Genomic DNA, 23,255 nt, shown 5'->3' with positions numbered 1-23,255 from the left:
TCCTGCCGTTGATGATTGATTGTCTCTCGCTGAAAACTACCTCATCGTTCACAAAACTGCTATTCTCTCGGCTCTTTTCTGGGTCTGATACTTTGGTCGAGTTGAAATTCCGGAAGTCTTGTCCGGATTAGCTGGACGGGAGGGAGCCGGGGCGGACCAAGTACAACAGAAGCCAGGCGCCATCATCGGGTGACCTGGCCGCAACCTGTCGATGACTATAAGCACAAGCGATTTACAGGAGATGGAAGGATGAATTTCGAGCAGTTCTATCAGGACAAGTATCCACCCGGCGTGCCTGCGGAAGTGGATCTGAACAAATACCAGAGCATGGTTGAAGTCTTCGAACAGGCGACCCGGAAATTTGCTGACCGCCCGGCCTTTACTGCCGTCGGCGTCACCCTGACATACCGTGACCTGGATGTCCTGAGCCGCCAGTTTGCGGCCTGGCTGCAGAACAAGACCGACCTCAAGCCCGGCGATCGCATCGCCGTGCAGATGCCCAACGTGACCCAGTACCCGGTGGTGGTATTCGGCGCCATGCGGGCCGGACTGATCGTGGTCAACACCAACCCGCTCTACACCACGCGGGAAATGGAACACCAGTTCAACGATTCCGGTGCCAAGGCCCTGGTGGTGCTGGCCAACATGGCGGACAACGCCGAGAAAGTGCTGCCCCACACCGGCATCGAGCACGTCATCGTGACCGAGATCGCCGACATGCACTCGCCCATCAAGCGCACGCTGATGAATGCGGTGATCAAGTACGTCAAGAAGATGGTGCCCAAGTTCAACCTGCCCCAGGCCCATCGTCTGCCCGCGGTTCTGGCCGCCGGCGCCAAGGAGAAGTTCACTCCGGTGCCCGCCAAGCAGGACGACATCGCAGTGCTGCAGTACACCGGCGGCACCACCGGTGTGGCCAAGGGCGCCATGCTGACCCACGGCAACCTGGTGGCCAACCTGCTGCAGACCCGTCCGATGATGGAAGACATCATCGAAGAGGGTAAGGAAGTGATCATCGCGCCCCTGCCGCTGTATCACATCTACTCCTTCACCCTGAACTGCGGCATCATGCTGGAAGCCGGCGCCCACAACGTGCTGATTCCGAACCCCCGCGACATTCCGGGCTTCGTCAAGGAGCTTAAGAACCACAAGTTCACCGGTTTCCTGGGGCTGAACACCCTGTTCGTGGCACTGTGCAACAATGAAGAGTTCCGCAACCTGGACTTCAGCGCCCTGAAGCTGACTTCCTCCGGCGGCATGGCCCTGACCAGCGACACCGCCAAGATGTGGGAGCGGGTGACCGGCTGCCAGATCAGCGAAGGCTACGGCATGACCGAGACCTCGCCGGTGGTGACCTTCAACCCCCACAGCGCCATCCAGCTGGGTACCATTGGTCTGCCAATCTGCAACACCAAGCTCATGATCCTGGACGACGACAACAAGGAGCAGCCCCTGGGTGAGCCCGGCGAGCTCTGTGTCAAGGGACCCCAGGTCATGCGTGGCTACTGGCAGCGTCCGGAGGAGACCCAGAAGTCCTTCACCGATGGCGGCTACCTGCGCACCGGCGACATTGCCCTGATCCAGGAAGACGGTTACATTCGCATCGTGGACCGTAAGAAAGACATGATCATCGTGTCCGGTTTCAACGTATTCCCGAATGAAATCGAGGAAGTGGTCACCAGCCACCCGAAAGTCATCGAATGCGCCGCCGTCGGCGTCCCCGATGAGAAGAGTGGCGAAGCGGTGAAGGTTTTCCTGGTGGCGTCGTCATCGGATCTGACCGAGGGCGAGCTCAAGGAATTCTGCCGTGAGCGCCTGACCGCCTACAAGGTACCCAAGAAGTTCGAGTTCCGGGACGAACTGCCCAAGACCAACGTGGGCAAGATCCTGCGCCGTGAGCTTCGCGACGAAGACGTCAAGAAAAACAGCAAGTAACGGCGGACCCTTACCCCGGGCCCACCGCCCGGGGCAAGGCAAGCGGTGACCGGAAACCCTGCTCAGGCAGGGTTTTTTCGTTATCGCATCAGCAGCTGAAACGTTAGATAAAGGACCCGATGACCAAGACCGGCGCCCAGACACCCCAGACCAGCCCAGCCACGGGCCAGAACAGCCCCCTCAATGCGGTGATGGCCCAGCTGGATGCCTGTTTCCAGCAGGATGCCGCCCGTATTCGCAAACTGGTGGCCCGTCGCAAGGGGCGCCCCAGCGAGGCCGAGCTGGAAAAGATTGGCCGTTGGCTGGAGCAGGGCCTGGCCCGGGTTCAGGAGCGCAAGGACCGGCATCGGCCGGTGAGCCATCCCGCCGGCCTGCCGGTGACCGACCGCGTGGACGACATCCGGGCGGCTCTGGAAAAGCATCAGGTGGTGATCGTCGCCGGTGAAACCGGTTCCGGCAAGACCACCCAGATTCCCAAGCTCTGCCTCAATGCCGGCCGTGGGGTGCGGGGCCTGATCGGCCATACCCAGCCCCGGCGTATCGCCGCGCGCAGTGTCGCCAGCCGCATCGCCGAGGAAATGGGCGAGGCGCCGGGCGAGCAGGTGGGCTATCAGGTGCGCTTCACCGATACCACCTCCGAGCAATCCCGCATCAAGGTCATGACCGACGGTATCCTGCTGGCGGAAATTCAGCATGATCGGTTCCTGGATCGCTACGACACCCTGATCATTGACGAGGCCCACGAACGCAGCCTCAACATCGATTTTCTGCTGGGCTACCTGAAACAGCTGCTGCCCAAGCGCCCTGACCTGAAGGTGATCATCACCTCCGCCACCATTGAGGTGGAGCGCTTCAGCGAGTTCTTCGGACAGGCGCCGGTGATCGAGGTATCCGGCCGCACCTATCCGGTGGAAGTGCGCTATCGTCCCATGACCGGCGACGACGAGGACCGGGACCAGGGCTGGAGCGATTCGGTGCTGGCGGCCCTGGACGAGATCGAGGCCCATGAGCGCAGCCAGGGCCAGCCCCCGGGGGATGTGCTGGTGTTCCTGCCCGGTGAGCGGGAAATCCGCAGCCTCAGCAAGAACCTCCGTCATGCCGAGCTTCGCCATACCGAGGTGGTGCCCCTGTACTCCAGGCTCAGCAACGCCGAGCAGAACAAGGTGTTCCAGCCCCACCGCGGCCGGCGCATCGTGCTGTCCACCAACGTGGCCGAAACCTCACTGACGGTCCCGGGGATCCGCTACGTGGTGGATACCGGGGTGGCGAGGATCAGCCGCTACAGCGTGCGATCCAAGATCCAGCGCCTGCCCATCGAGCCCATCTCCCAGGCCAGCGCCAACCAGCGCGCCGGTCGCTGCGGCCGGGTGGCGCCGGGCATCTGCTTCCGACTCTACGACGAAACCGATTTCCTCAACCGGCCTGAGTACACCGATCCGGAGATCCTGCGGACCAACCTGGCCTCGGTTATTCTGCAGATGGCCAGTTCCGGTCTGGGGGACATCCGCCGCTTTCCGTTCCTGGAGGCACCGGATAACCGCCTGATCAATGACGGCTACAAGCTGCTGGAGGAGCTCGGGGCGGTGGACGACAAACGCCAGCTGTCCCAGCTTGGCCGCACCATGGCCAGATTGCCGGTGGACCCGCGACTGGCCCGAATGCTGGTGACCAGTGCCGAGCAGGGCAGTCTCGCCGAGACCCTGGTGGTGATCGCCGGTCTCAGTATCCAGGACCCCCGGGACCGGCCCCAGGACAAGCAGCAGGCCGCCGACCAGGCCCATGCCCCGTTCAACGACAAGGACTCGGACTTCGTCACCCTGCTGAACATCTGGCGCTTCTACGAAGAACAGCGCCAGGAGCAGTCCCAGAACCAACTCAAGCGCCTGTGCCAGAAAACCTTCCTGTCCTGGATGCGGATGCGGGAATGGCGGGATGTGCATCGCCAGCTCACGCTCATCTGCCGGGAACAGAAGCTCACCCTGAACCGCGAGCCGGCCAGCTATGACTCGCTCCACAAGGCCATTCTGGCGGGCCTGCTGGGGCAGGTGGCCACCAAGCTGGAAAAGCGCGAGTACCTGGCCACCCGCAATCGCAAGATCAGCATTTTCCCCGGCTCCAAGGTGGCCAAGTCGGCGCCCAAGTGGATCGTGGCGGCGGAGATCGTGGAGACCAGCCGGGTCTTCGCCCGCACCGTGGCCCGCATCGAGCCGGAGTGGATCGAGCCCCTCGCACCCCACGTGGTCAAGCACCATTACTTCGAGCCTCACTGGGAGCGCAAGCGGGCCCAGGTGATGGGCTATGAAAAAGTCAGCCTCTACGGGCTGGACATCATTCCCAAGCGCCGCATCGCCTACGCCAGGGTGGATCCGGTGGAGTCCCGCAACCTGTTCATCCGCCGCGCCCTGGTGGAGGGAGACTTCGACACCAAGGCGCCGTTCATCGCCAACAACCAGGCGCTGCTGGACACCGTGGAGAACCTGGAGCGCAAGACCCGGCGCCGGGACCTGCTGGTGGACGAACAGGTGCTGGTGGATTTCTACCACGACCGGGTTCCGGAGACGGTGGTCAGCGGCCGGCATTTCGAGACCTGGTGGAAGGCGCTGGACGAGCGCGGCCTGAAACACCTGGAACTGTCGGAATCGGACGTTCTGCAGCGCCCGCTTGATGAGAGCACCGAGGTGCAGTTCCCCGATCAGCTGGAGTGGGAGGGCATCCGCTACCCCCTCAGTTACCAGTTCGAGCCCACCGGCACGGATGACGGCGTCACCCTGCAGGTACCCCTGATGGCCCTCAAGCAGCTGCCCGGCTACCGCCTGGAATGGCTGGTGCCCGGCCTGTTGCGGGAAAAATGCATTGCCCTGGTGAAGAGCCTGCCAAAAGCGCTGCGCCGGAACTTCGTGCCGGTGCCGGATTTTGTCGATGCCGCCCTCGCCAACCTCACCCCCTGCAACGAACCGCTGACTTTGAAGCTGGGGGCCGAGCTTCGCCGTATGACCGGGGTCCAGATCGATCCGGACGCCTGGCAGACCGATGAGCTGCCGCGGCATCTTCGGATGAACCTGAAAGTGGTGGCGGATAACGGCAAGGTGCTGGCGGAGGGTCGCGATATCCAGGCGGTGCAGGCGCGGCTCGAGCAGAAGGCGGAAGCGGCCCTGAACGAGGCCGCCAGCAGCGAGAGCAGGGCGGAGCCGGCCCCGGAGTCCCGGCACTGGGCTTTCGGTGAGCTGCCGGAGTCGGTGCAGACCGAGAAGGGTGGCATGCAGGTGACGGTCTACCCGGCCCTGGAGGACTGTGGCGAGACAGTGCGCCAGACCCGCTACCTGGACCCGCTGACCGCGGAGGACGCCACCCGCCGGGCGGTGGCCCGCCTGCTGCTGCAGCGCCAGGGCAACACGCTGGCCAATATCGATGCCCGGTTGCCCAACTTCAAGGCCTCGGCGCTGCTGTTCGCGCCGGTGGGCAAGGCCTCGGGGCTGCTGGACGACCTGTTGCTGGCCACCGCCATGGATCACTTTATCGCCGGCCCGCCGCCACGGTCGGAGGCGGCGTTGAACGAGTGCTTCGAGGCCGGGCGGGCGGACTTCCTGCCTGCCCTGGAGACCGCTGACCAGCAGCTGCACCAGGCCTTGAAGGGCTATCACGGCGTGATGAAGCAGCTCAAGGGCAAGATCTCCCTGGCCATGGCCAACAGCATGGCGGACCTGAAGTTCCAGCTCGAGAATCTGGTGTATCCGGGCTTCCTGATCAACACACCGGCGGAGTGGTTCCGGCATTTCCCCCGCTATTTCGAGGCGGCGGCCATGCGCCTGGAAAAGATGCCCCGGGAAATGGGCCGGGAGCGGGAGTTCCTCCACACCATCGAGCCGCTCTGGGCCCGCTACGTGAAAAAACGCGAGGAGCAGCAGCGCCAGGGCGTGCGGGACCCGGAGCTGATCCGCTACCGCTGGATGCTGGAGGAGTTCCGGGTGTCCTTCTTCGCCCAGCAGCTGGGCACCGAGGTGCCGGTGTCGGTCAAGCGGCTGGACCGGCAGTGGCAGCAGGTGCGGGTCTAGTGGGTTACGATCTGCTACTAAAAGCGGTCATTGTGGTCATCCGGGTCGATGTCGTTGTGTGCTAGTATCCGGTTATTGGGGGATGTGGTGTCGGCCGCCAGGGCCGGTGTCGCAAGGGGCATCAGCAGGCCCCGGCATCAATCAGAATAATTATGAGGTCTCGAGTGATTAAAGCCGTCATCAGCGGAACCGGTCTGTACACACCGCCCGCCACCATCGACAACGACGAACTGGTCAACGCCTTCAACGCCTACGTTGAGCAGTACAATGCCCGTCATGCGGACGACATCGCCCGCGGCATGGTGGAACCTTTGCAGCCGTCTTCATCGGCCTTCATCGAGAAGGCATCCGGCATCAAGCGCCGCCACGTGATCGACCGGGAGGGCATTCTCAACCCTGAGCGGATGAAACCCTACATCCCCGAGCGCAGCAACGAGGAACCCTCGGTGCAGTGCGACATGTCGGTGGCCGCCGCCCGCGAGGCGATGGAGCAGGCCGGCGCCGGCCGGGACCATGTGGATGCGGTGATCGTGGCCTGCTCCAACCTGCAGCGGCCATACCCGGCCATCAGTATCGAGGTTCAGCAGGCCCTGGGTCTGGACGGCTTCGCCTACGACATGAACGTGGCCTGCAGCTCCGCCACCTTTGGCCTGCAGGCCGCCGCCAACGCGGTGGAGAACGGCACCGCCAGGGGCGTGCTGGTGATCAGCCCGGAGATCTGCTCGGGCCACCTGAACTTCACCGACCGGGACAGCCATTTCATCTTCGGCGATGCCTGCACCGCCATCCTGGTGCAAAGAGACTCGGACGTGGCCGATGGCCAGGGTTTCGACATCCTCGGCACCCGGCTGAAGACCCAGTTCTCAAACAACATCCGCAACAATTTCGGCTTCCTCAACCGCGCCGATGAATCCGGCGAGGGCAAGCGCGACAAGCTGTTCGTGCAGGAAGGCCGTAAGGTGTTCAAGGAAGTGTCGCCGCTGGTGGCCGAAACCATCCAGGGCCACCTGGCCAGCCTCGAGCTGGCGCCGGAGCACCTCAAGCGCATGTGGCTGCACCAGGCCAACCTGAACATGAACGAGCTGATTGCCCGCCGTGTTCTCGGTCGCGATGCCACCCGGGAAGAGGCGCCGGTAATCCTGGACGAGTACGCCAACACCAGCTCGGCCGGCTCCATCATCGCCTTCCACAAATACAAGGACGATTTCACGTCCGGGGATCTGGGCGTCATCTGCTCGTTCGGCGCCGGCTACTCCATCGGCAGCGTGGTGATTCGCCGCCGCTGATAGCGGACACAAAAGGGCCGGCCGCAACTGCGGCGGCCCTTGCTTCTGCCTGATGCCTACTCGGCGGCGAGATCACGCAGGGTCTGGGGCAGGGGAGCGGACGTTCTTTCCTTTCGGTCAAACCACACAATCTTGGCGTAGCCCTCCGCGTATAGCGCACCGGTTTTCTCATCGGTAATGGTATGCCATGTCTCCAGACTGGTTTTTCCCGCTTTACCGGCGTATGTTCTCACCTCGACGGTGGCCGGGTGGTTGAGCTCCTTGAGAAAGGTGGCGCTGGTCTTGATAATGACCGGGCCGGTGGGTTCACCCTCGGCGCCCAGCGACAGCGAGGCCAGCCAGGTGATGCGGGCCTCCTCGAAAAAACGGAAGTAGACCGTATTGTTGGCGTGTCCGTAAGCATCCATATCGCCCCAGCGCAGGGGAACGGATAGTGTGTGCACCAGGTTACCGAATTCAGACATAGTGGATTCCTCCGGCCGGCCGGCCGATAACAAGAACAGGAAAAAGCAGGCCGCTATTGTCGACGAATGAACGATGAAGTCAAAACCAGGCTCTGATATGACTCAATTACAGTCTTTCCCACGGTCGCTGGCCCTGGCCATCGTCCTGCTTGCCCTGCTGCCGCAGCATGCCATGGCCCAGTTCACCCAGAGCGGGCCACAGGAGTACAAGGCGGCGGCCGATGGCCCCACCTACAGCGAGAAGGTCGACCCCTGGGAAGACTGGAACCGGAAGGTTTTCAGTTTCAACCAGTTCGTTGACACCTGGTTCCTGAAGCCGGTGGCCCAGGGCTACCGCGCGGTGGTGCCGGACCTGGCGGACCACGCTATCACCAACTTCTTCAACAACCTTTCCGAACTAAATAATTTCAACAACAGCCTGTTCCAGCTGAAGGGAGAGTCGGCGGTGGTGGCGGCTGGCCGGTTCACCTACAACACGGTGTTCGGACTGGGAGGGCTGATCGACGTGGGCAGCTACTTCGGCCTGCCGGAACGGCCCGAGGATTTCGGCCAGACCCTGGGTTACTGGGGCAGCGGCACCGGCCCCTACCTGATGCTGCCCTTCCTGGGCCCTTCCACCATCCGGGACGCCGGCGGGATGGGGGTGGACATGGCGGTGCTGCCGTCACTGTGGGACCTGGCGGAGAGCCCCGAGGTGTATTACGCCCGGGCCCTGCAGGTGGTGGACCGCCGCGCCGATCTGATTCCGGCGGAGAGTTTCATTTCCGGCGACAGCTACACCTTTGTCCGCAATGCCTATCTCCAGCGCCGCGAGTACCTGGTCAACGACGGCGAAACCACTTACGACCCCTTCGCCGACGACAACAACGACGAGCTGATGCTGGAAGATTTCTAGCCTCCCGGGGACAGGCCATAATCCGACCGGATCCGGTGGTGACAGTCACAAGACCCGGGCGGTATGATTGTGGTCCCCGGCTGGCACCTGACTGGACTCCCATGTATTACGACTTTTTCGGCTTTCGAGAGCCGCCGTTCTCGATCGCGCCCGATCCCCGCTACCTTTACCTGAGTGAGCGCCATAAGGAAGCCCTGGCCCATCTGATGTACGGCATCCAGGGCCAGGGCGGCTTCATCGTGATTACCGGTGAGGTGGGCACCGGCAAGACCACCGTCAGCCGCTGTTTCATCGAGAATGTCCCGGCCCATGTTGATATCGCGCTGATTCTCAACCCCAAGCTGTCGGCCCGGGAGCTGCTTTCCAGCATCTGCGACGAGCTGGGCATCCGGCACCCCGCCGGCTCCAGCATCAAGCGCCTGATCGACCTGATCAACGCCGATCTGCTCGCGGCCCACGCCGCCGGCCGCCACAAGGTGTTGATGATCGACGAAGCCCAGAACCTGTCGGCAGAGGTACTGGAGCAACTGCGCCTGCTAACCAACCTGGAAACCGCCGAGAAGAAACTGCTTCAGATTGTGCTGCTGGGTCAGCCCGAGCTCCAGGACATCCTGGCCCGTCCGGAGCTGCGCCAGCTCGCACAGCGGGTGACGGCGCGCTATCACCTGGACGCTATTGAGCGCAGCGAGCTCCCAGCCTATCTCAGGTATCGCCTGAGCGTGGCAGGCCAGCGCGCGGACCTGTTCAGCCCGAATGCCGTGCGCAGCCTGCACAGGCTCAGCGGTGGTGTGCCCCGGCTGATCAATCTGATCAGCGACCGTGCCCTGCTGGGCGCCTATGCCGCCGGCGAGCATCGCGTTGAGGCCAGACACATCAGAACCGCGGCGAAAGAGGTGCGCGGACCCTTCGGTGGCGGCAAGCGGCCTGCGCTGACGCCGTTCCAGCGTTACGCCAGCCTGGCTGCCTCCGTATTGGTGGCCATTGTGCTGACCTGGAGCTGGCTTGAACACTCACCGCTGAAGGTGGACGCCGGCACCCTGGACGTACCCCTGTCCGGGGAGGTGGAGCGCGCAGCCGCCCCGACCGCCGCCCCGGAACCGACGCCATCGCCAGTGCCGGTCGCTGAGCCGGAGCCTTTGCCCACACCGCCGACGGTGACGGCAGAGGTTGCCCTGACGCAGCCGGCTATCAGCCCGGAAAACCCGTTCGACGCCCTGCCGGCCTTTGATCCCGCCAGCTCCGCCCTGAACTCCGGTGACGCCTACCGCGCGCTGTTTGCCGCCTGGGGCCTGGATTACAGTGCCGCGCGGCAGCCCATCGCCTGCGATTTTGCCGATCAGCAGGGCCTGCGATGCCTGCACCGCCAGGGCAGCTGGCGCAGTATGGAGCGTCTGAACAGGCCCGCCATCCTGGAGCTGAGGGAACTGAGCGGCGAAAACCGTCACGTCACCCTGCTGGGTGTGGACGGGGAGATCGTAACCCTGGCTACAGCCGCCGGTGAGCGCCAGGTCCGCAAGGATGACATCGAGCGTTTCTGGCTCGGGGACTATTCCATTCTCTGGCGCCTGCCGCCCTACCTGGCGCCCGGGTCCGGCAGCGGCGCCTCCGATACCGAGGCCGTCTGGCTCAGCGCCCAGCTGATGCAGGCGATCGGCCTGCACGCCCGGGATCCGGAGGAGCGCAGCCGTGTGGAGGCACTCTCCCTGGCGGACCAGGTGCGCTGGTACCAGGAGCGCAAGGGCCTGACAGTGGACGGCATTGCCGGCGCCATGACGCTGATCCAACTCAACGATGACCTGAACCCCGGTGTGCCCGACCTGCTCAGTCGCGGAGGGCAGAACTGATGTCCTACATTCTCGATGCCCTGAGAAAGTCCGAGAGCGAGCGCAACCAGGGCCGGGTCCCGGACCTGGGCCAGCAGGTGCAGCTGATTCACAAACCCCGCTCCCGTGGCATTCCCGTCATGGGATGGGTGGGGCTGGGGCTGATTCTCAATGCCGTGGTCGTGGCCCTGGTGTTCTGGCAGGGCTGGCCCGAGACCTCCCAGCCGGCTTCTTCGGCCAGCACCGCGGCTGCCGTTACGCCGGCGGTCGAGCCGGTGCCTGTGGCACCCGCTGCGGCTCCGGTCGCGCCGGCTACGCCTGTCACGAGCGAACCCGAACCCACGGAATCCGCAGTAGCGGCCAGCGGTGAAGCCGAGGTGCCCGCTCCGGAGGTCGCGCCCGAGAAGCCCACCGTCATTGTGCCGTCCTGGAAATCCGCCGGTACTGCCACGCCTGTCACCGAACCCGAGGCGGGTTTTGGCGAGGGCCGGGTGCCGCACCTGGTGGAAATGCCGATGAGCTTCCAGCGCCGCATACCGACGCTGATCTTCAGCAGCCACGTTTACGCTTCGGATCCGTCCGCGCGCCGGGTGATGATCAACGACAATTACCTGCGTCCGGGTGAGCGCTTTGCCGGCATCCTGGTGGAGCAGATCACGGTGGACGGTGTGGTGTTGAGCCTGGACGGCCAGCGGTTCCGGGTGGGCGTGGTGCGCAACTGGATAAGCCCCCGCTGATGGCCCTGACCGAGGACGTCAAGCAGGCCATTCAGCAGGCCTACCGGGACGTACTGGCGGGCAAGGGCGTACGTGCCCGCTATGGCCAGCGTCTGATGATTGCCGAGATCGCCCGATACATGGGCGATATCACCGCCAATGACGGCGAGCGAACCTCACCCCCGGCCGCCTGCGTGGTGGAGGCGGGCACCGGGACCGGCAAGACCCTGGCCTATCTGATTGCCGCCATTCCCGTGGCCAGGGCCCTGGGCAAGAAGCTGGTGATTTCCACCGCCACCGTGGCACTGCAGGACCAGATCGTGCACAAGGACCTGCCGGATCTGAGAAAGCACAGCAATCTGGATTTCAGCTGGACCCTGGCCAAGGGTCGCGGCCGTTACCTCTGCCTGTCCCGGCTGGAGGGCCGGTTGCAGGACGAGGGCGCCGGTGACAGCGAGAGCATGCCGCTGTTCATCCTGGACGAGCCCCGGGACGAAGAGCCCGGCACCCGGGAATTCTTCGAGGACATGCTGGGCCGCTACGGCAGCCAGGAATGGGATGGCGACCGGGACCACTGGCCCAGCCAGATACCCGACGACATCTGGCGCCAGGTCACCACCGACCACCGCCAGTGCACCAACCGACACTGTGCCTACTTCGACAGCTGCGCCTTCTTTGATGCCCGCAAGGGCCTGGAAGATGCCGACGTGATCGTGGCCAACCACGATCTGGTGTTGGCGGACCTGGCCCTCGGTGGCGGCGCCATCCTGCCGGAGCCGGAGAACGCCCTGTTCATCTTCGACGAGGCCCATCACCTGCCGGACAAGGCCCTCAATCACTTCGCCGCCTCGGTGCCACTGAACAGCACCCGGCAGTGGCTCAAGCAGCTGTCCCAGGCGCTGAGCAAGATTCCGCCGTTCCTCACGCCAGGCACCATCGCCGCCAAGACCGTGGACAAGATCAGTGCCTGCGCCCGGGAGCTGGACGGGGTGCTGGACCAGGTCTATGACGAGGCCGAGCAGAACACCGACTGGGAGTTCAGCGATGAGCGCCGTTCCGCCCAGTGGCGCTATCCCGAGGGCGAGCTTCCGGAGGCACTGGCGGAGCTGGCCGGGGCCGCACAGCTGGCTACCGCGGCCCTGGTACGCCAGCTGGGTGTGCTGGTGGACGAGTTGCAGAAGGCCTTTGACGACAAACGGGAGAACGACGTGGACCGGCCCACCGCCGAGGCCTGGTTCCCGGTCATGGGCAGTTTCCATGCCCGAGCCGAGGACCAGCTGCGGCTGTGGGTCGCCTGGTCCGAGAAGCGGCTGCCGGAGGAGGGCGAGGGCCGCAAACAGTGGGGGCCGCCGCCGGCCCGCTGGGCGGTGCGGCAGCGCTGGGACCACGCCGAGGACATCACCCTGTTCAGTAGCCCGGTGCTGGCGGACAATCTGCTTTACACCCGGCTCTGGTCGCGGGTTTACGGCGCCATCCTCACGAGTGCCACCCTGACCGCCCTGGGCCGCTTTGACCGCCTGCAGTCCCGCGCCGGACTGCCGGACGCCAGCCGTTTCCTGGTGGTGCCCAGTTCCTTCCGCTACGCCGATATGGCCACCATCGAGGTGCCGGGCATGGCAGCCCTGCCCACCGACAGCGAGGCCTTTACCGAGGCCCTGGTGAAACGCCTGCCGGATCTCTGGGCCAGTGACAAGGCGACCCTGGTGCTGTTCACCGCCCGCCGCCAGATGAATGCGGTTCGGGACCGGCTGGCGCCGGACTACCCGGACCTGATCCTGACCCAGGACGACATGGCCAAGGGCGAAGTACTTCGCCAGCACTGCGAGCGGATCGACGCCGGCCGGCCCAGTGTGCTGTTCGGTGTGGCCAGTTTTGCCGAGGGTATCGACCTGCCGGGTCGTTACCTGGACCACGTGGTGATCACCCGGCTGCCGTTCTCGGTGCCTGACGACCCAATCGACGCCAGCCTGGCGGAGTGGGTGACCAGCCGCGGCGGCAACCCCTTCATGGAGATCGCGGTTCCGGACGCCTCCATTAAGCTGGTGCAGGCGGTAGGTCGATTGCTGCGCACCGAGCAGGATACCGGCCGGGTCACCATACTGGACCGCCGTATCGTCAGCCGCCGCTACGGTCAGTTGCTGCTGGATTCCCTGCCACCCTTCCGGCGCATCATCGAGCGCTGAAGCACTCGCCGCCTGACCTCCCGGTTTTCTGCGGGCGAAAAAAAAGGCGCCAACCTGAGCAGTGGCACCTTTCAAACAGGGTCTCGACTTGGAGGAACCCTGGCGCTGAGAACGCAACATGGAATCTGAAGGCCTGAAGTTTCAAATTCCTGACAAGGCGGTTGCCTCATCGTTGAAACCATCTTAGGGGAGTAGGGGGCGTATCCGGATCGTCCAAAGGGCGTAGTGACGTCAAAAAAGTCACAGAAAATGTGACCCGGCTCTCAAAAATATGCAGGTTTCTAGAGCAATTTCAGCTGCCGGGCCCGCGCCAGGGCCTCGGTGCGGCGGCTGACGTCCAGTTTGCCATAGAGGTTGCGGATGTGGGCCTTCACGGTGGTGGCGGCGACGTCCATGCGCCGGGCAATGTCCTTGTTGGACAGGCCTTCGTTGATCAGCGCCAGCACCTCCTGTTCACGCTGACTCAGGGGCTCGACCAGCGCCGACCCCGGATGTGGCGCCACCGTGGTGGCCCTTTCCGGCGTGACCGGCTTGCTTGCCGCCAGCATGGTCCGCAGCCGGCCAAACCACTGCTGGGGCAGGTCCGGATTGGCGAGCGCGAGGATCAGGGCCTGCACCCGCGGGCTTTCCTCCGCAAACATCCTCAGGAACCCGGCCCTGGCGGCACGCTTGAGAGCGGTGACCATCTGGCTGGTGGCTTCCCGGGTCGCGCCACGCCGGTCCAGAGCCTCGGCGTAGAGCACCTGAACTTCAATCAGATGACGGTAGTGCTGGTCCCGTTCCGTGCTGATGCGCATGGGTTCAAGCAGTCGGATGGCGGCCTCCGGCTCGCCCGAGGCCAGATGGACCCGGGCCGCGCTGATGCTGGTCTGTTCCCGGTTGAGGGGATTTCGGAATTCGCCGGCCTGTTCGGTGGCCAGCCACTGCCGGGCGCGCTCCAGCTCACCCATGGCCAGGTAGCAGCGGGCCCGCAGGGCAGCGCAACTGGGGGGCTCGAAGACGATGTCCTCGCGGCGTTGACGGGCGACCGCTTCGGCGTCCTCCAGGGCGGCCAAGGCGAGCTGATGGTCACCCTGGCTGAAGGCGAGGTGGGCCCGGACGTACTGGATGATCACGTGCTGGCCCGGCTCGGTGCCTTTCTCGACGTGGCTCAGCAGCGGGGTCAGGTAGGATTCCGCCAGCTCCGGCTGGTTACGCTCCCGGTGGATCTCCACCAGGGTGGCGTTCTGCCAGCATGAGATCAGGCGTGGCTGGGTGGGGTCGTTGTAATGCTGGTCGATCCAGTCCCGGACCTCGGTGCAGGTGCGCAGGGCCAGCTCGATGTCGCCCCGGTTGAACTGGATCCAGGCCAGCAGGCCGCCGCTGGACAGTACCGTGGACGGCTTGTGTTCCCGCTGGCCGTGGCTGACGGCGGACTGCAGGGCACTCTCGGCGGCGCCCAGCTCGCCCCGGCCATAGTCGTCCAGGCCCAGGCCGTAGTAGGTCACCGATTTCAACGGGATGCGGGTGTGGTCGATGTCCCGCAGTACCTGGTTGGTTAGGTTCTGGGCGCTGTCGTAATCGCTGCGTGAGCGCGCCAGGTAGGAGCGCATCAGGGCGATTTCGCTCTGCAGACCCAAAGCCCCGTCGGCGTCCGGATGGGAGTCGGCGACGCGCTGATCCAGCACATCCTCCAGGTGGCTGAGCTGGGCCTCGATCTGGCTGACCCGGTTGGCAAAGAACAGTGCCCACACCCGCAGCATCTGGAGCCGGGGATTGTCTTCGATCTCACCCACCGGCAGGGTCTCCAGCCAGTCCAGCACCGGCAGGTGGAAGCCGCCGTGAATGAGGTTGTTGCCGTGCAGCTCCAGCACCCGGGACAGCCGCGGCCAGTCCTGGTGCTGGACGATCTGGGCAATGGCCTCCTGGATGTGGTCATGGGCCAGCAGCCAGTCGATGGCGCGGTTCTGCAGGTCTTCCAGCCGCTGCGGGTCGGACTGCCGGGCGCGCTGGAGGAGGGCGTCCCGGAACAGGTCGTGGTAGCGGAACCAGTCCTGGCGGGTGTCCAGCGGAATCAGAAACAGGTTATGGCGGGTCAGGTTCTCCAGCAGGGCCTGGGAGTCGTCCCGCTCCCGCATGGCATTGGCCAGGGAGGCGCAGAGCCGGGTAACGCCGGCGGTATCCAGCAGGAACTCGCGAATCTCCGGGGTCTGTTTGTCCAGTATTTCGCTCAACACGTAATCGTTGATCTGGCGATTGCTGACGGCGATGGGCGGCTGATTGCGCGCCACTGCCTCGCCGTCCTTCTGTCCGGACAGCGCCGCCAGCTGCATGGCCGCCACCCAGCCCTCGGTGGTCTGCCAGATACGGTGGGCCTCCTCGGGCGAGAGGGGCAGCGCCATGGTTTCCTCGAAAAAGCGCTGGCACTCCTTTTCGGAGAAGGCCAGCAGCTGGGGGTGAATCTCGTCCAGCCATTGCCGCACCCGCCAGCGGGCGACCGGCAGCTCGGGCTCCACCCGGGAGGCAATGAACACCACCAGGTTGGGGGGCAGGTAATCGATGAAAAAGCTGAGCTGACGGTGAATCCGGGGGTCCCGGATCAGGTGGTAGTCGTCCAGCACCAGGGCCCGGGGCCGGCCTTCGGCCACCAGGGCGTTGATCAGGGCGGTGGTGGCGCCTTCCAGTTCCTGAACCGACACGTTGTTGAGCAGGTTCCGGCACTCCTCCAGGCCACCGAGTCCGGCGTGGGCAAAGGCGCCTGCCAGGTACTGCCAGAACCGGCGCGGCTCGTCGTCGTGCTCGTCCAGGGCGAGCCAGGCGCAGCTGCGGCCGTCACTGCGCTGTGCCTCCTGTTCACACCACTGGTTCACCAGCGTGGTCTTACCGAAGCCCGCCGGGGCCACCACCAGATTCAGCCGCTTGGCCGGCCGCGGTGCCAGAATACGCAACAGCCGGTCCCGTTCGATGGAGCGGGGGTCGGGCGCTGGGCGGAGAAACTTGGTGGTCAGGAGCATGGGCGGACTGGGTTGCAATGGCAAAATGGCCGTTGCCCTTCACCAGCGTAGCAGCTGGGGCAGGCAGCGGATCTAATCGGACATCCCGGGCCCGACTGACGGGCGCTGTGGGTGATGTTCGGGCCCTCAGATCTGGGATTGTGTGCTTTGAGGCGCTGAAGTCAAGCGCTGTCACTTGATTGTCGGGGTTTTGGTCTACACTGGAATATCAGGCACCCGCTATTCTATAAATGAATGATCAGGTGTATTTTTATACGATCTGGAAAAACAACAAGCGGAAAGAAGGGAGCACTCGGGGCGATGAAATTACAGCAGCTGCGCTACATCTGGGAAGTCGCGCACCACGATCTCAATGTCTCGGCCACCGCCCAAAGCCTGTTTACCTCCCAGCCCGGCATTTCCAAGCAGATCCGGCTATTGGAGGACGAGCTCGGGATCGAGGTTTTCGCCCGCAGCGGCAAGCATCTGACCCGCATCACCCCCGGCGGCGAGACCATTATCCGGGAGGCCGGCGAGATCCTGCGCCGGGTAGAGGGCATCAAGAAGATTGCCCAGGAGTTCAGCAACCAGCGCAAGGGTGATCTCAGCATCGCCACCACCCACACCCAGGCCCGCTACGCACTGCCGCCGGTGATACAGGGCTTTATCGAATCCTACCCGGACGTGTCCCTGCACATGCACCAGGGCACCCCCATGCAGATTGCCGAGATGGCCGCCAACGGCGCGGTGGATTTCTGCATCGCCACCGAGGCCATGGAACTGTTCCATGACCTGATCATGATGCCGTGCTACCGCTGGAACCGCAGTGTCATCGTGCCCAGGAACCACCCGCTGGCGTCGGTGGACGAGCTGACCCTGCCGATCCTGGCGGAATACCCGCTGGTGACTTACGTCTTCGGCTTTACCGGCCGCTCCAAGCTGGATGAAGCCTTCCAGTCCCAGGGCCTGACCCCCAAGGTGGTGTTCACCGCCGCCGATGCGGACGTCATCAAGACCTATGTTCGCTTAGGGCTCGGCGTGGGCATTATCGCCAGCATGGCCTTCGACCCCACCACCGATCACGACCTCGTGGCGTTGGACGCCCGCAAGCTCTTCCGCCCCAGCATCACCCGCATCGGCTTCCGCAAGGGCACCTTCCTGCGGGGTTACATGTATGACTTCATCAAGCGCTTCGCGCCCCATCTGACCCGGGACCGGGTGGACGAGGCGGTGGCGCACCAGGGCAGCCGCAGCGAGATCGAGCAGCTGTTCGAGGATGTGGAACTGCCGACCTACTGAACCCCCTCTCCCCCGGCCCCTCTCCCACGAGGGGAGAGGGGAGGCCAAAACCTTAATGACTCGCGCCCTGGCTTAGCCCCTCTCCCCTGGCGGGAGAGGGGTTGGGGAGAGGGGGCGAGTTCCCCCCTTCAGACCTTGGCGATCACATTGCCGGCATGCAGGCCGCATTCCTTCTGGGTGGCTTCCTCCCACCACCAGCGGCCTTCGCGCTCATGCTGGCCGGGCAGCACCGGCCGGGTGCAGGGCTGGCAGCCGATGCTGACAAAACCCTTTTCGTGGAGCTGGTTGTAGGGCGCCTCGGTCATGCGGATGTAGTCCCAGACTTCCTTTGAGGTCCAGTTGGCCAGCGGGTTGAATTTGACCAGGGTGCGCTCGTCAGTGGAGAAGGCATCGTCCCGCTGCACCACCGGCACCTCGTTGCGGGTGCCCGGGCTCTGGTCCTTGCGCTGGCCGGTGATCCACGCATCCACGCTGGCCAGTTTGCGACGCAGGGGGTTGACCTTGCGGATGCCGCAGCACTCGGAGTGACCGTCCTCGTAGAAGCTGAACAGGCCTTTCTCTGACACCAGCGCTTCCAACTCGCCGGCGTCCGGCGCCATCACCTGGATCCGGATGCCGTAGTGCTTGCGGACACGCTCGATGAAATCGTAGGTCTCCGCATGCAGGCGGCCGGTGTCCAGGGTGAATACCTGAAGATTATCGGTCAGCTTGTGGGCCAGCTCGATCAGCGCCACATCCTCGGCACCGCTGAAGGAGATGGCGATGTTATCGTAGCGGGCCAGGGCGGCCTTGATGATGGCCCGGGGCGACTGGCCCTCCAGGTCCTGCTGCAACTGCTGGATGTCGTTCATAAGGGTCCGGATTCATCGGGAATTTGGGCACAAATCTACCATTGTGGCGGCCGACTCTGAAGAACGATGCGCGCATATCGTTATGCCGGAGGCGCGTCATAAGGGCAGGATCGGTCCGCGATGCATTTTGCGGCGCTTTTTCATATCATAGGCGGTCTTTCGACTGGGCCCAGTGGCAGTAAGACTGCCGGCCCCCATCCAACCCAGAATTAGGAGACGTCCGTGGAACTCGCTTGCCTCGATCTTGAAGGAGTACTGATCCCGGAAATCTGGATCGCATTTGCGGAGAAAACCGGTATTGAGGCACTGAAGGCCACCACCCGCGACATCCCCGACTACGACGTGCTGATGCAGCAGCGCCTGCGGCTACTGGACGAGCACGGCTATGGCCTGCCGGCGATCCAGGAAGTCATCGGCGAGCTGAATCCGCTGCCGGGTGCCGCCGAATTCCTGGACTGGCTTCGGGAGCGGTTCCAGGTGGTGATCCTGTCGGACACCTTCTATGAGTTCGCCATGCCCCTGATGGCCAAGCTGGGCCATCCGACGCTGCTGTGCCACAAGCTGGAAGTCAACGACCAGGGCCGCATCACCGACTACCTGATCCGCCAGAAGGACCCCAAACGCCAGTCCGTGCGGGCTTTCCAGCTGCTGAACTACCGGGTGATCGCCGCCGGCGACTCCTACAACGACACCACCATGCTCAAGCAGGCCGAGGCGGGCATTCTGTTCCATGCGCCCCAGAACGTGATCGACGAATTCCCCCAGTTCCCCGCCGTGCACACCTTCGATGATCTGAAAGCCAAGTTCCTGGAACTCAGCAACCGCTTCTGACACAGAGCGGCGTCTGAAAACGGGGTCAGGAGACAGTCTTTTTCTGACCCCGTGTTCGTCTCACCCCGAGTCAAAGCTCCTCCAGAGTCCGCATCAGCCGTCCCACTTTGGTGATGGATTCCTCATACTCCGCCCTGGGATCGGAATCGGCCACGATGCCGCAGCCGCCCCAGCAGGAAATCCTGCCGTCTGCTTCTGTCACCAGGGTGCGGATGGCGATGTTGCTGTCCAGGGTGCCGTCCGACTGCAGGTAGAACACGCTGCCACAATAGGGGCCCCGGAGATGGGGCTCCAGCTCGTCGATGATCTCCATGGCCCGCCGCTTCGGGGCGCCGGTGATGGAGCCCCCGGGAAATGTGGACAGCAGTGCGATCATTGCCGCCACATCGGGCCTGAGCTGACCGGTGACGGTGCTCACCAACTGGTGCACGTTCTGGTAGCTCTCAATCTCGAAGAGCTTCGGCACCGCCACGGTGTGGGGCTGGCAGACCCGGGACAGGTCGTTGCGGATCAGGTCCACGATCATCAGGTTCTCGGCCCGGTCCTTGGCGCTGGTCTCCAGGTCCTGCCTCAGGGCGGCATCCTCTGCAGCGGTGACACCGCGGGGGCGGGTGCCCTTGATGGGCTTGCTCTCCACCTCATTGTCGCGAATGCGCATCAGGCGTTCCGGTGAGATGGACAGGATCTGGTGATCGCCGGCGTTGATAAAGGCGGCGTGGGGCACGGGGATGGCCGCGTGCAAAGCCTTGAAGGCATCAAAGGGCCGGCCCGAGAAGCGACCATCAAAGCGTTGTGACAGGTTGACCTGGTAGCAATCGCCGGCGTTGATGTAGGCCAGCACCTGTTCGACGCCGTCGGCGTAATCGGTGGGACTCTGGCCCGGCTGGAAGGCCTGCTCCATGCGGAATGGCTGGCCGGGCAGGGCAACGGGGGCCTCACCGCGCAGCATGGGCGCCAGCCGGTCCAGGGTTGCCCGCGGGCAGTGGGGGTGGATGACGCCATGAGCACCGCGACCGTCGGATCCAATGGTCAGCCCCCACCAGAACAGGCCAACCCAGCCCAGGGCCTGGTCTGAAGCCAGCATTCGGTTGCTGCGAAACCCCGGTACGGTATGGATGCCCGCCTCGTAATCCATTGCGCCCACCAGACCGGCGCTGAACAGGCCGGCATCGACCGACTTCCGGTGACTCTCCCTCAGCAGGCGCTCCGCAGCCTCCCACTCCGCCACCAGTTGGTCCCATAGCCTGGGGTCGGGTGCGGCAGGAATCCGCCACTGCCGCTGCGGCCAGGCGGTGACCACCACCGAGCCATCCGGGCGATGCAGCAGGCAGAAGCCCGGCTCCAGGGCCAGATGGTCAAGCCAAAGTGCCAGATGTTCGGCAGAAACGGAAAATTCTTTCAGGGATGATTGCACGTGATACCTGTTGCTGGGGAGCACCGGGCGGTGGTGAGACTGCCGTCATGATACTCCAAACAGCGGCGATATTTGAGGTCACGCCGCCCATCAGAGGAGGCGAGCACTTATAAAAGGAAGCTAAGCATGTCAATGACGAATAGCAGGTCCGTCTTTTTCTCTGTTCAGACACTTCTCGCCGTGCTGTTGGTTGTCATATTTGCCGCTACCGCGGTTGCACAGGAGAGGGGGGAGTTTACGGAAGAGGGTGTCCGGGAGTTTACTCAGCAGCAATTTGAAGCAATGTACAGAAAGGCCATGGCGAATGCGTCAGAGCGTTTAGAGGATGGCGAGGCGATAAAAGCGTTTGCGGTAGTGGCTGACCGCAAGAGCGAAATCCGGGTCGTTAGAATTGATAAAGTGGAAACCTTTCCCCCCAATGTTGCTCTCGAGGTGATGCGCCGCAGTCTTCGGGTTCTGGTGAAGAACGGCGGGATTGGCGCCACCTGTCTGGTTTATGTGGCTCCGAATCCCGATAAGGATTCCAATGCCGAATTTGTTGTAGTGGCTGAGATGGAGCACATTTTTGGGCCAACCCTGGCGCAGGTAACGCCATACTCGCTTGATAATGGAAAGATAAAGGTTGGTAAGCCCGTCGCCGTCGAGTCTAAGCCTTCAATCTTCGTATTCAAGAAACAGGAACCAAGGACCACTCGACAAGATTCTTAGGTTGTCGGACAAACGGATTATCAAGTACTGTGAAGGTAATCACGGAACCCGGTTACACAAGCGCCTACTCTTTAACCGTGCGGATACAAAACAAAACACGCCGCACTTGGAAAACAACAAATTCCGTTAAGGAGAACAATATGAAAGGCCTGAAGAAACTTGCTCTGGCAACTGCGGTTGCTGCCGTACCCTTCGCCGCCCAGGCGGACCTGAAAGCCCTCGACGACACCTCCATGGGTAACGTCACCGGTCAGGCCGGTGTTACCATCGAGCTGGAAACCAAAGTTGATATCGGGAGCTTCACGTACACTGACGAAGGTAACTTCGTAGTGTCTGGTATCCATATCGGTGGCGGCGCCATTGAGACTGACGCTGACGGCAACGTGAGCGGCGTTAGTGGCCTGCTGGACGACCTGAAGATCGACATCGACGTGGAAGCTGACGGCGACGCAGTGATCGACGTTAACAGCGTATCCGGTGGCCCGGTAGATTTTGCAGTAGGCGTTGAGACCGCTTCTCTGGTAGCTGCTGACGGCAGCGAAAGCACCCTGCTGGCTTCCAACATCGGCATCACCGGTCTGCTGGCTGACATCAAGCTGCGCGTCGATACCGCAACCGACACCATGATCACTGATCTTGCCTTCAATATCACTGACATGGACATGGACGTGGACTTCCTGGGTATTGGCATCCGTGACCTGACCGTTACCGGCGCTAACACCTTCGGCGCAACGTACGCGGATGCTGGCGGTGTGGGTGGTAGCCCATACATCGCAGCTGGTTTCGCCTACGCCCAGTTGACCATCGGCAAAGCTACTGGTGTAGCTGGCTCCGCTTCCGGCGAAGCCCTGGAAATCGGCGTGCCCGAGTTCATTGCTGACATCAGCATCGGCGCAACCGAGATCGGTGGCACTTCCATCGGTGTGATCTCCATGGACAACCTGGCCATCACCCAGACCAACATGAAGATCTACGGTCACTAATCGACCCGCGATCCCAGTGTTGAAGACGCCCCGCCCAGCGGGGCGTTTTTTTGTGGCCAGAAAAATCGATATCAAAAAAAGACCCGCCTAGGCGGGTCTCTTCGGGTTTGGGTTTCAGGCGATCCGGTTCAGCGCTCCGGCACCGCGATGGACAGGTCAAAGCCGCCGCCGGCTCGTGGTGTCAGCTGGATCGGGCCTTCGTTGATGCCCCTGGGGACCTGGATCTGGTCGATACCCGGCGGGTTGCCGATGGAGAAGTTCACGTTCTGGCCGTCAAAGCCGATGCTGAGCTGGTCATTAAGAAAGGTCTGGGTGAAAGGCTCATCCGGGATTTCGGCCTGCTGGCCAAAGATGATGGGAGACACCGTCGGGATAAAGCTTGCGGTGGGCTGGGCCCGGGCCACTTCCTCCTGCGGCAGCAGGATGGCGCGCCGGACGAACTCCTCCCGGGCTTCCTCCAGGGCCTGCTCCCGGCCTTCCTCTTCGGAATCCCGCAGGGCATCCAGGAAGGCCTGCTCCTCGGACTCCTTCACCACCGGCTCACCGGGGGAGATGGTCAGGGATCGGATGATGCGCTGGCGTTCCTCCGCCGGCTTCTGCTGCTCCCGGGGCACGATGATGATGGCGGAGTCCCGCACGTAGGTGTCCACCATCTCCTCCGAGGTCAGCGACTGCACCCCGGCGTATGCCGGCAGGGTAAGAGTACCGGCCAGTGCGACGAAAAGGCGGTTGCGACGTATCATGAAAGACCTCGATCGGATAAGGGTACGCACAGAGTGATCTCTGGTAGAGTATTTGGTGTGACTGGCCACAGTTCAAGCTGCTTTTGGTGGATTTGTGACC

Annotated in this window: 16 protein-coding genes; 11 read left to right on the top strand and 5 right to left on the bottom strand. The window is 63.4% G+C overall.

The features are described from left to right. Window positions 1-249 precede the first annotated feature (249 nt). From R3280_RS00860 to R3280_RS00850, 3 genes are all read left to right on the top strand, one after another. On the top strand, window positions 250-1,935 hold the full coding sequence (locus tag R3280_RS00860) for an AMP-binding protein (RefSeq protein WP_318996677.1): 1,686 nt from the start codon (window positions 250-252) through the stop codon (window positions 1,933-1,935). Window positions 1,936-2,126: 191 nt separating this feature from the next. After that, window positions 2,127-5,987 carry an ATP-dependent RNA helicase HrpA gene (hrpA, locus tag R3280_RS00855; RefSeq protein WP_413468724.1) on the top strand — a complete coding sequence of 1,287 codons (3,861 nt, stop codon included), beginning with the start codon at window positions 2,127-2,129 and terminating at the stop codon, window positions 5,985-5,987. A gap of 164 nt (window positions 5,988-6,151) precedes the next feature. Continuing rightward, complete coding sequence (locus tag R3280_RS00850) at window positions 6,152-7,273, top strand: beta-ketoacyl-ACP synthase III (protein ID WP_318996675.1); 1,122 nt, start codon at window positions 6,152-6,154, stop codon at window positions 7,271-7,273. Window positions 7,274-7,329: 56 nt separating this feature from the next. Here R3280_RS00850 and R3280_RS00845 read toward each other — a convergent pair whose 3' ends face one another. Continuing rightward, window positions 7,330-7,737, bottom strand: a complete 408-nt coding sequence (locus R3280_RS00845) for a thioesterase family protein (protein WP_318996674.1) — start codon at window positions 7,735-7,737, stop codon at window positions 7,330-7,332. 97 nt (window positions 7,738-7,834) lie between these two features. On the opposite strand from R3280_RS00845, the gene R3280_RS00840 reads away from it, so the two are divergent. The 4 genes from R3280_RS00840 to dinG all read left to right on the top strand — a co-directional run bounded on the left by R3280_RS00840 (window position 7,835) and on the right by dinG (window position 13,354). Further along, window positions 7,835-8,632 carry a VacJ family lipoprotein gene (locus R3280_RS00840; protein WP_318996673.1) on the top strand — a complete coding sequence of 266 codons (798 nt, stop codon included), beginning with the start codon at window positions 7,835-7,837 and terminating at the stop codon, window positions 8,630-8,632. A 101-nt stretch (window positions 8,633-8,733) separates the two neighbouring features. Continuing rightward, a complete protein-coding gene (locus R3280_RS00835; RefSeq protein ID WP_318996672.1) occupies window positions 8,734-10,476 on the top strand; it encodes an AAA family ATPase in 1,743 nt (580 codons plus the stop codon). Beyond that, window positions 10,476-11,192, top strand: coding sequence for a general secretion pathway protein GspB (locus tag R3280_RS00830; protein ID WP_318996671.1), 717 nt, complete (start codon window positions 10,476-10,478; stop codon window positions 11,190-11,192). Before R3280_RS00835 ends, R3280_RS00830 begins: the two co-directional genes overlap by 1 nt. Next, window positions 11,192-13,354: an ATP-dependent DNA helicase DinG gene (gene dinG / locus R3280_RS00825; RefSeq protein WP_318996670.1), complete on the top strand. Its 2,163-nt coding sequence runs from the start codon at window positions 11,192-11,194 to the stop codon at window positions 13,352-13,354. The genes R3280_RS00830 and dinG overlap by 1 nt, the downstream gene beginning before the upstream one ends. A gap of 281 nt (window positions 13,355-13,635) precedes the next feature. Here the strand turns inward: dinG and R3280_RS00820 are convergent, their stop codons facing one another. Next, window positions 13,636-16,347 (bottom strand): LuxR C-terminal-related transcriptional regulator, encoded by a 2,712-nt coding sequence (locus tag R3280_RS00820; RefSeq protein ID WP_318996669.1) that lies wholly within the window; start codon window positions 16,345-16,347, stop codon window positions 13,636-13,638. A 300-nt stretch (window positions 16,348-16,647) separates the two neighbouring features. Between R3280_RS00820 and cysB the strand changes: the two genes are divergently transcribed. Then, window positions 16,648-17,625, top strand: coding sequence for an HTH-type transcriptional regulator CysB (gene cysB / locus R3280_RS00815; RefSeq protein ID WP_318996668.1), 978 nt, complete (start codon window positions 16,648-16,650; stop codon window positions 17,623-17,625). Window positions 17,626-17,753: 128 nt separating this feature from the next. Here the strand turns inward: cysB and R3280_RS00810 are convergent, their stop codons facing one another. After that, window positions 17,754-18,476 (bottom strand): phosphoadenylyl-sulfate reductase, encoded by a 723-nt coding sequence (locus R3280_RS00810; protein ID WP_318996667.1) that lies wholly within the window; start codon window positions 18,474-18,476, stop codon window positions 17,754-17,756. A 222-nt stretch (window positions 18,477-18,698) separates the two neighbouring features. On the opposite strand from R3280_RS00810, the gene thrH reads away from it, so the two are divergent. After that, window positions 18,699-19,307: a bifunctional phosphoserine phosphatase/homoserine phosphotransferase ThrH gene (gene thrH / locus R3280_RS00805; RefSeq protein WP_318996666.1), complete on the top strand. Its 609-nt coding sequence runs from the start codon at window positions 18,699-18,701 to the stop codon at window positions 19,305-19,307. A gap of 70 nt (window positions 19,308-19,377) precedes the next feature. Here thrH and pabB read toward each other — a convergent pair whose 3' ends face one another. Continuing rightward, window positions 19,378-20,721 (bottom strand): aminodeoxychorismate synthase component I, encoded by a 1,344-nt coding sequence (pabB, locus tag R3280_RS00800; RefSeq protein ID WP_318996665.1) that lies wholly within the window; start codon window positions 20,719-20,721, stop codon window positions 19,378-19,380. A 126-nt stretch (window positions 20,722-20,847) separates the two neighbouring features. On the opposite strand from pabB, the gene R3280_RS00795 reads away from it, so the two are divergent. Both R3280_RS00795 and R3280_RS00790 read left to right on the top strand, forming a co-directional pair. Further along, window positions 20,848-21,429, top strand: a complete 582-nt coding sequence (locus R3280_RS00795; protein ID WP_318996664.1) for a hypothetical protein — start codon at window positions 20,848-20,850, stop codon at window positions 21,427-21,429. Window positions 21,430-21,569: 140 nt separating this feature from the next. Continuing rightward, window positions 21,570-22,412 (top strand): DUF6160 family protein, encoded by an 843-nt coding sequence (locus R3280_RS00790; protein WP_318996663.1) that lies wholly within the window; start codon window positions 21,570-21,572, stop codon window positions 22,410-22,412. Between the two features lie 128 nt (window positions 22,413-22,540). On the opposite strand, the gene R3280_RS00785 is transcribed toward R3280_RS00790, so the two are convergent. Beyond that, window positions 22,541-23,155 (bottom strand): hypothetical protein, encoded by a 615-nt coding sequence (locus R3280_RS00785; protein ID WP_318996662.1) that lies wholly within the window; start codon window positions 23,153-23,155, stop codon window positions 22,541-22,543. Window positions 23,156-23,255: the final 100 nt, after the last annotated feature.

It is taken from the genome of Marinobacter sp. (assembly GCF_033722195.1).
Lineage (GTDB): Bacteria > Pseudomonadota > Gammaproteobacteria > Pseudomonadales > Oleiphilaceae > Marinobacter.
Note: the sequence above shows the minus strand (reverse complement) of the source record. Positions and strands in the feature narration are given on the sequence as shown.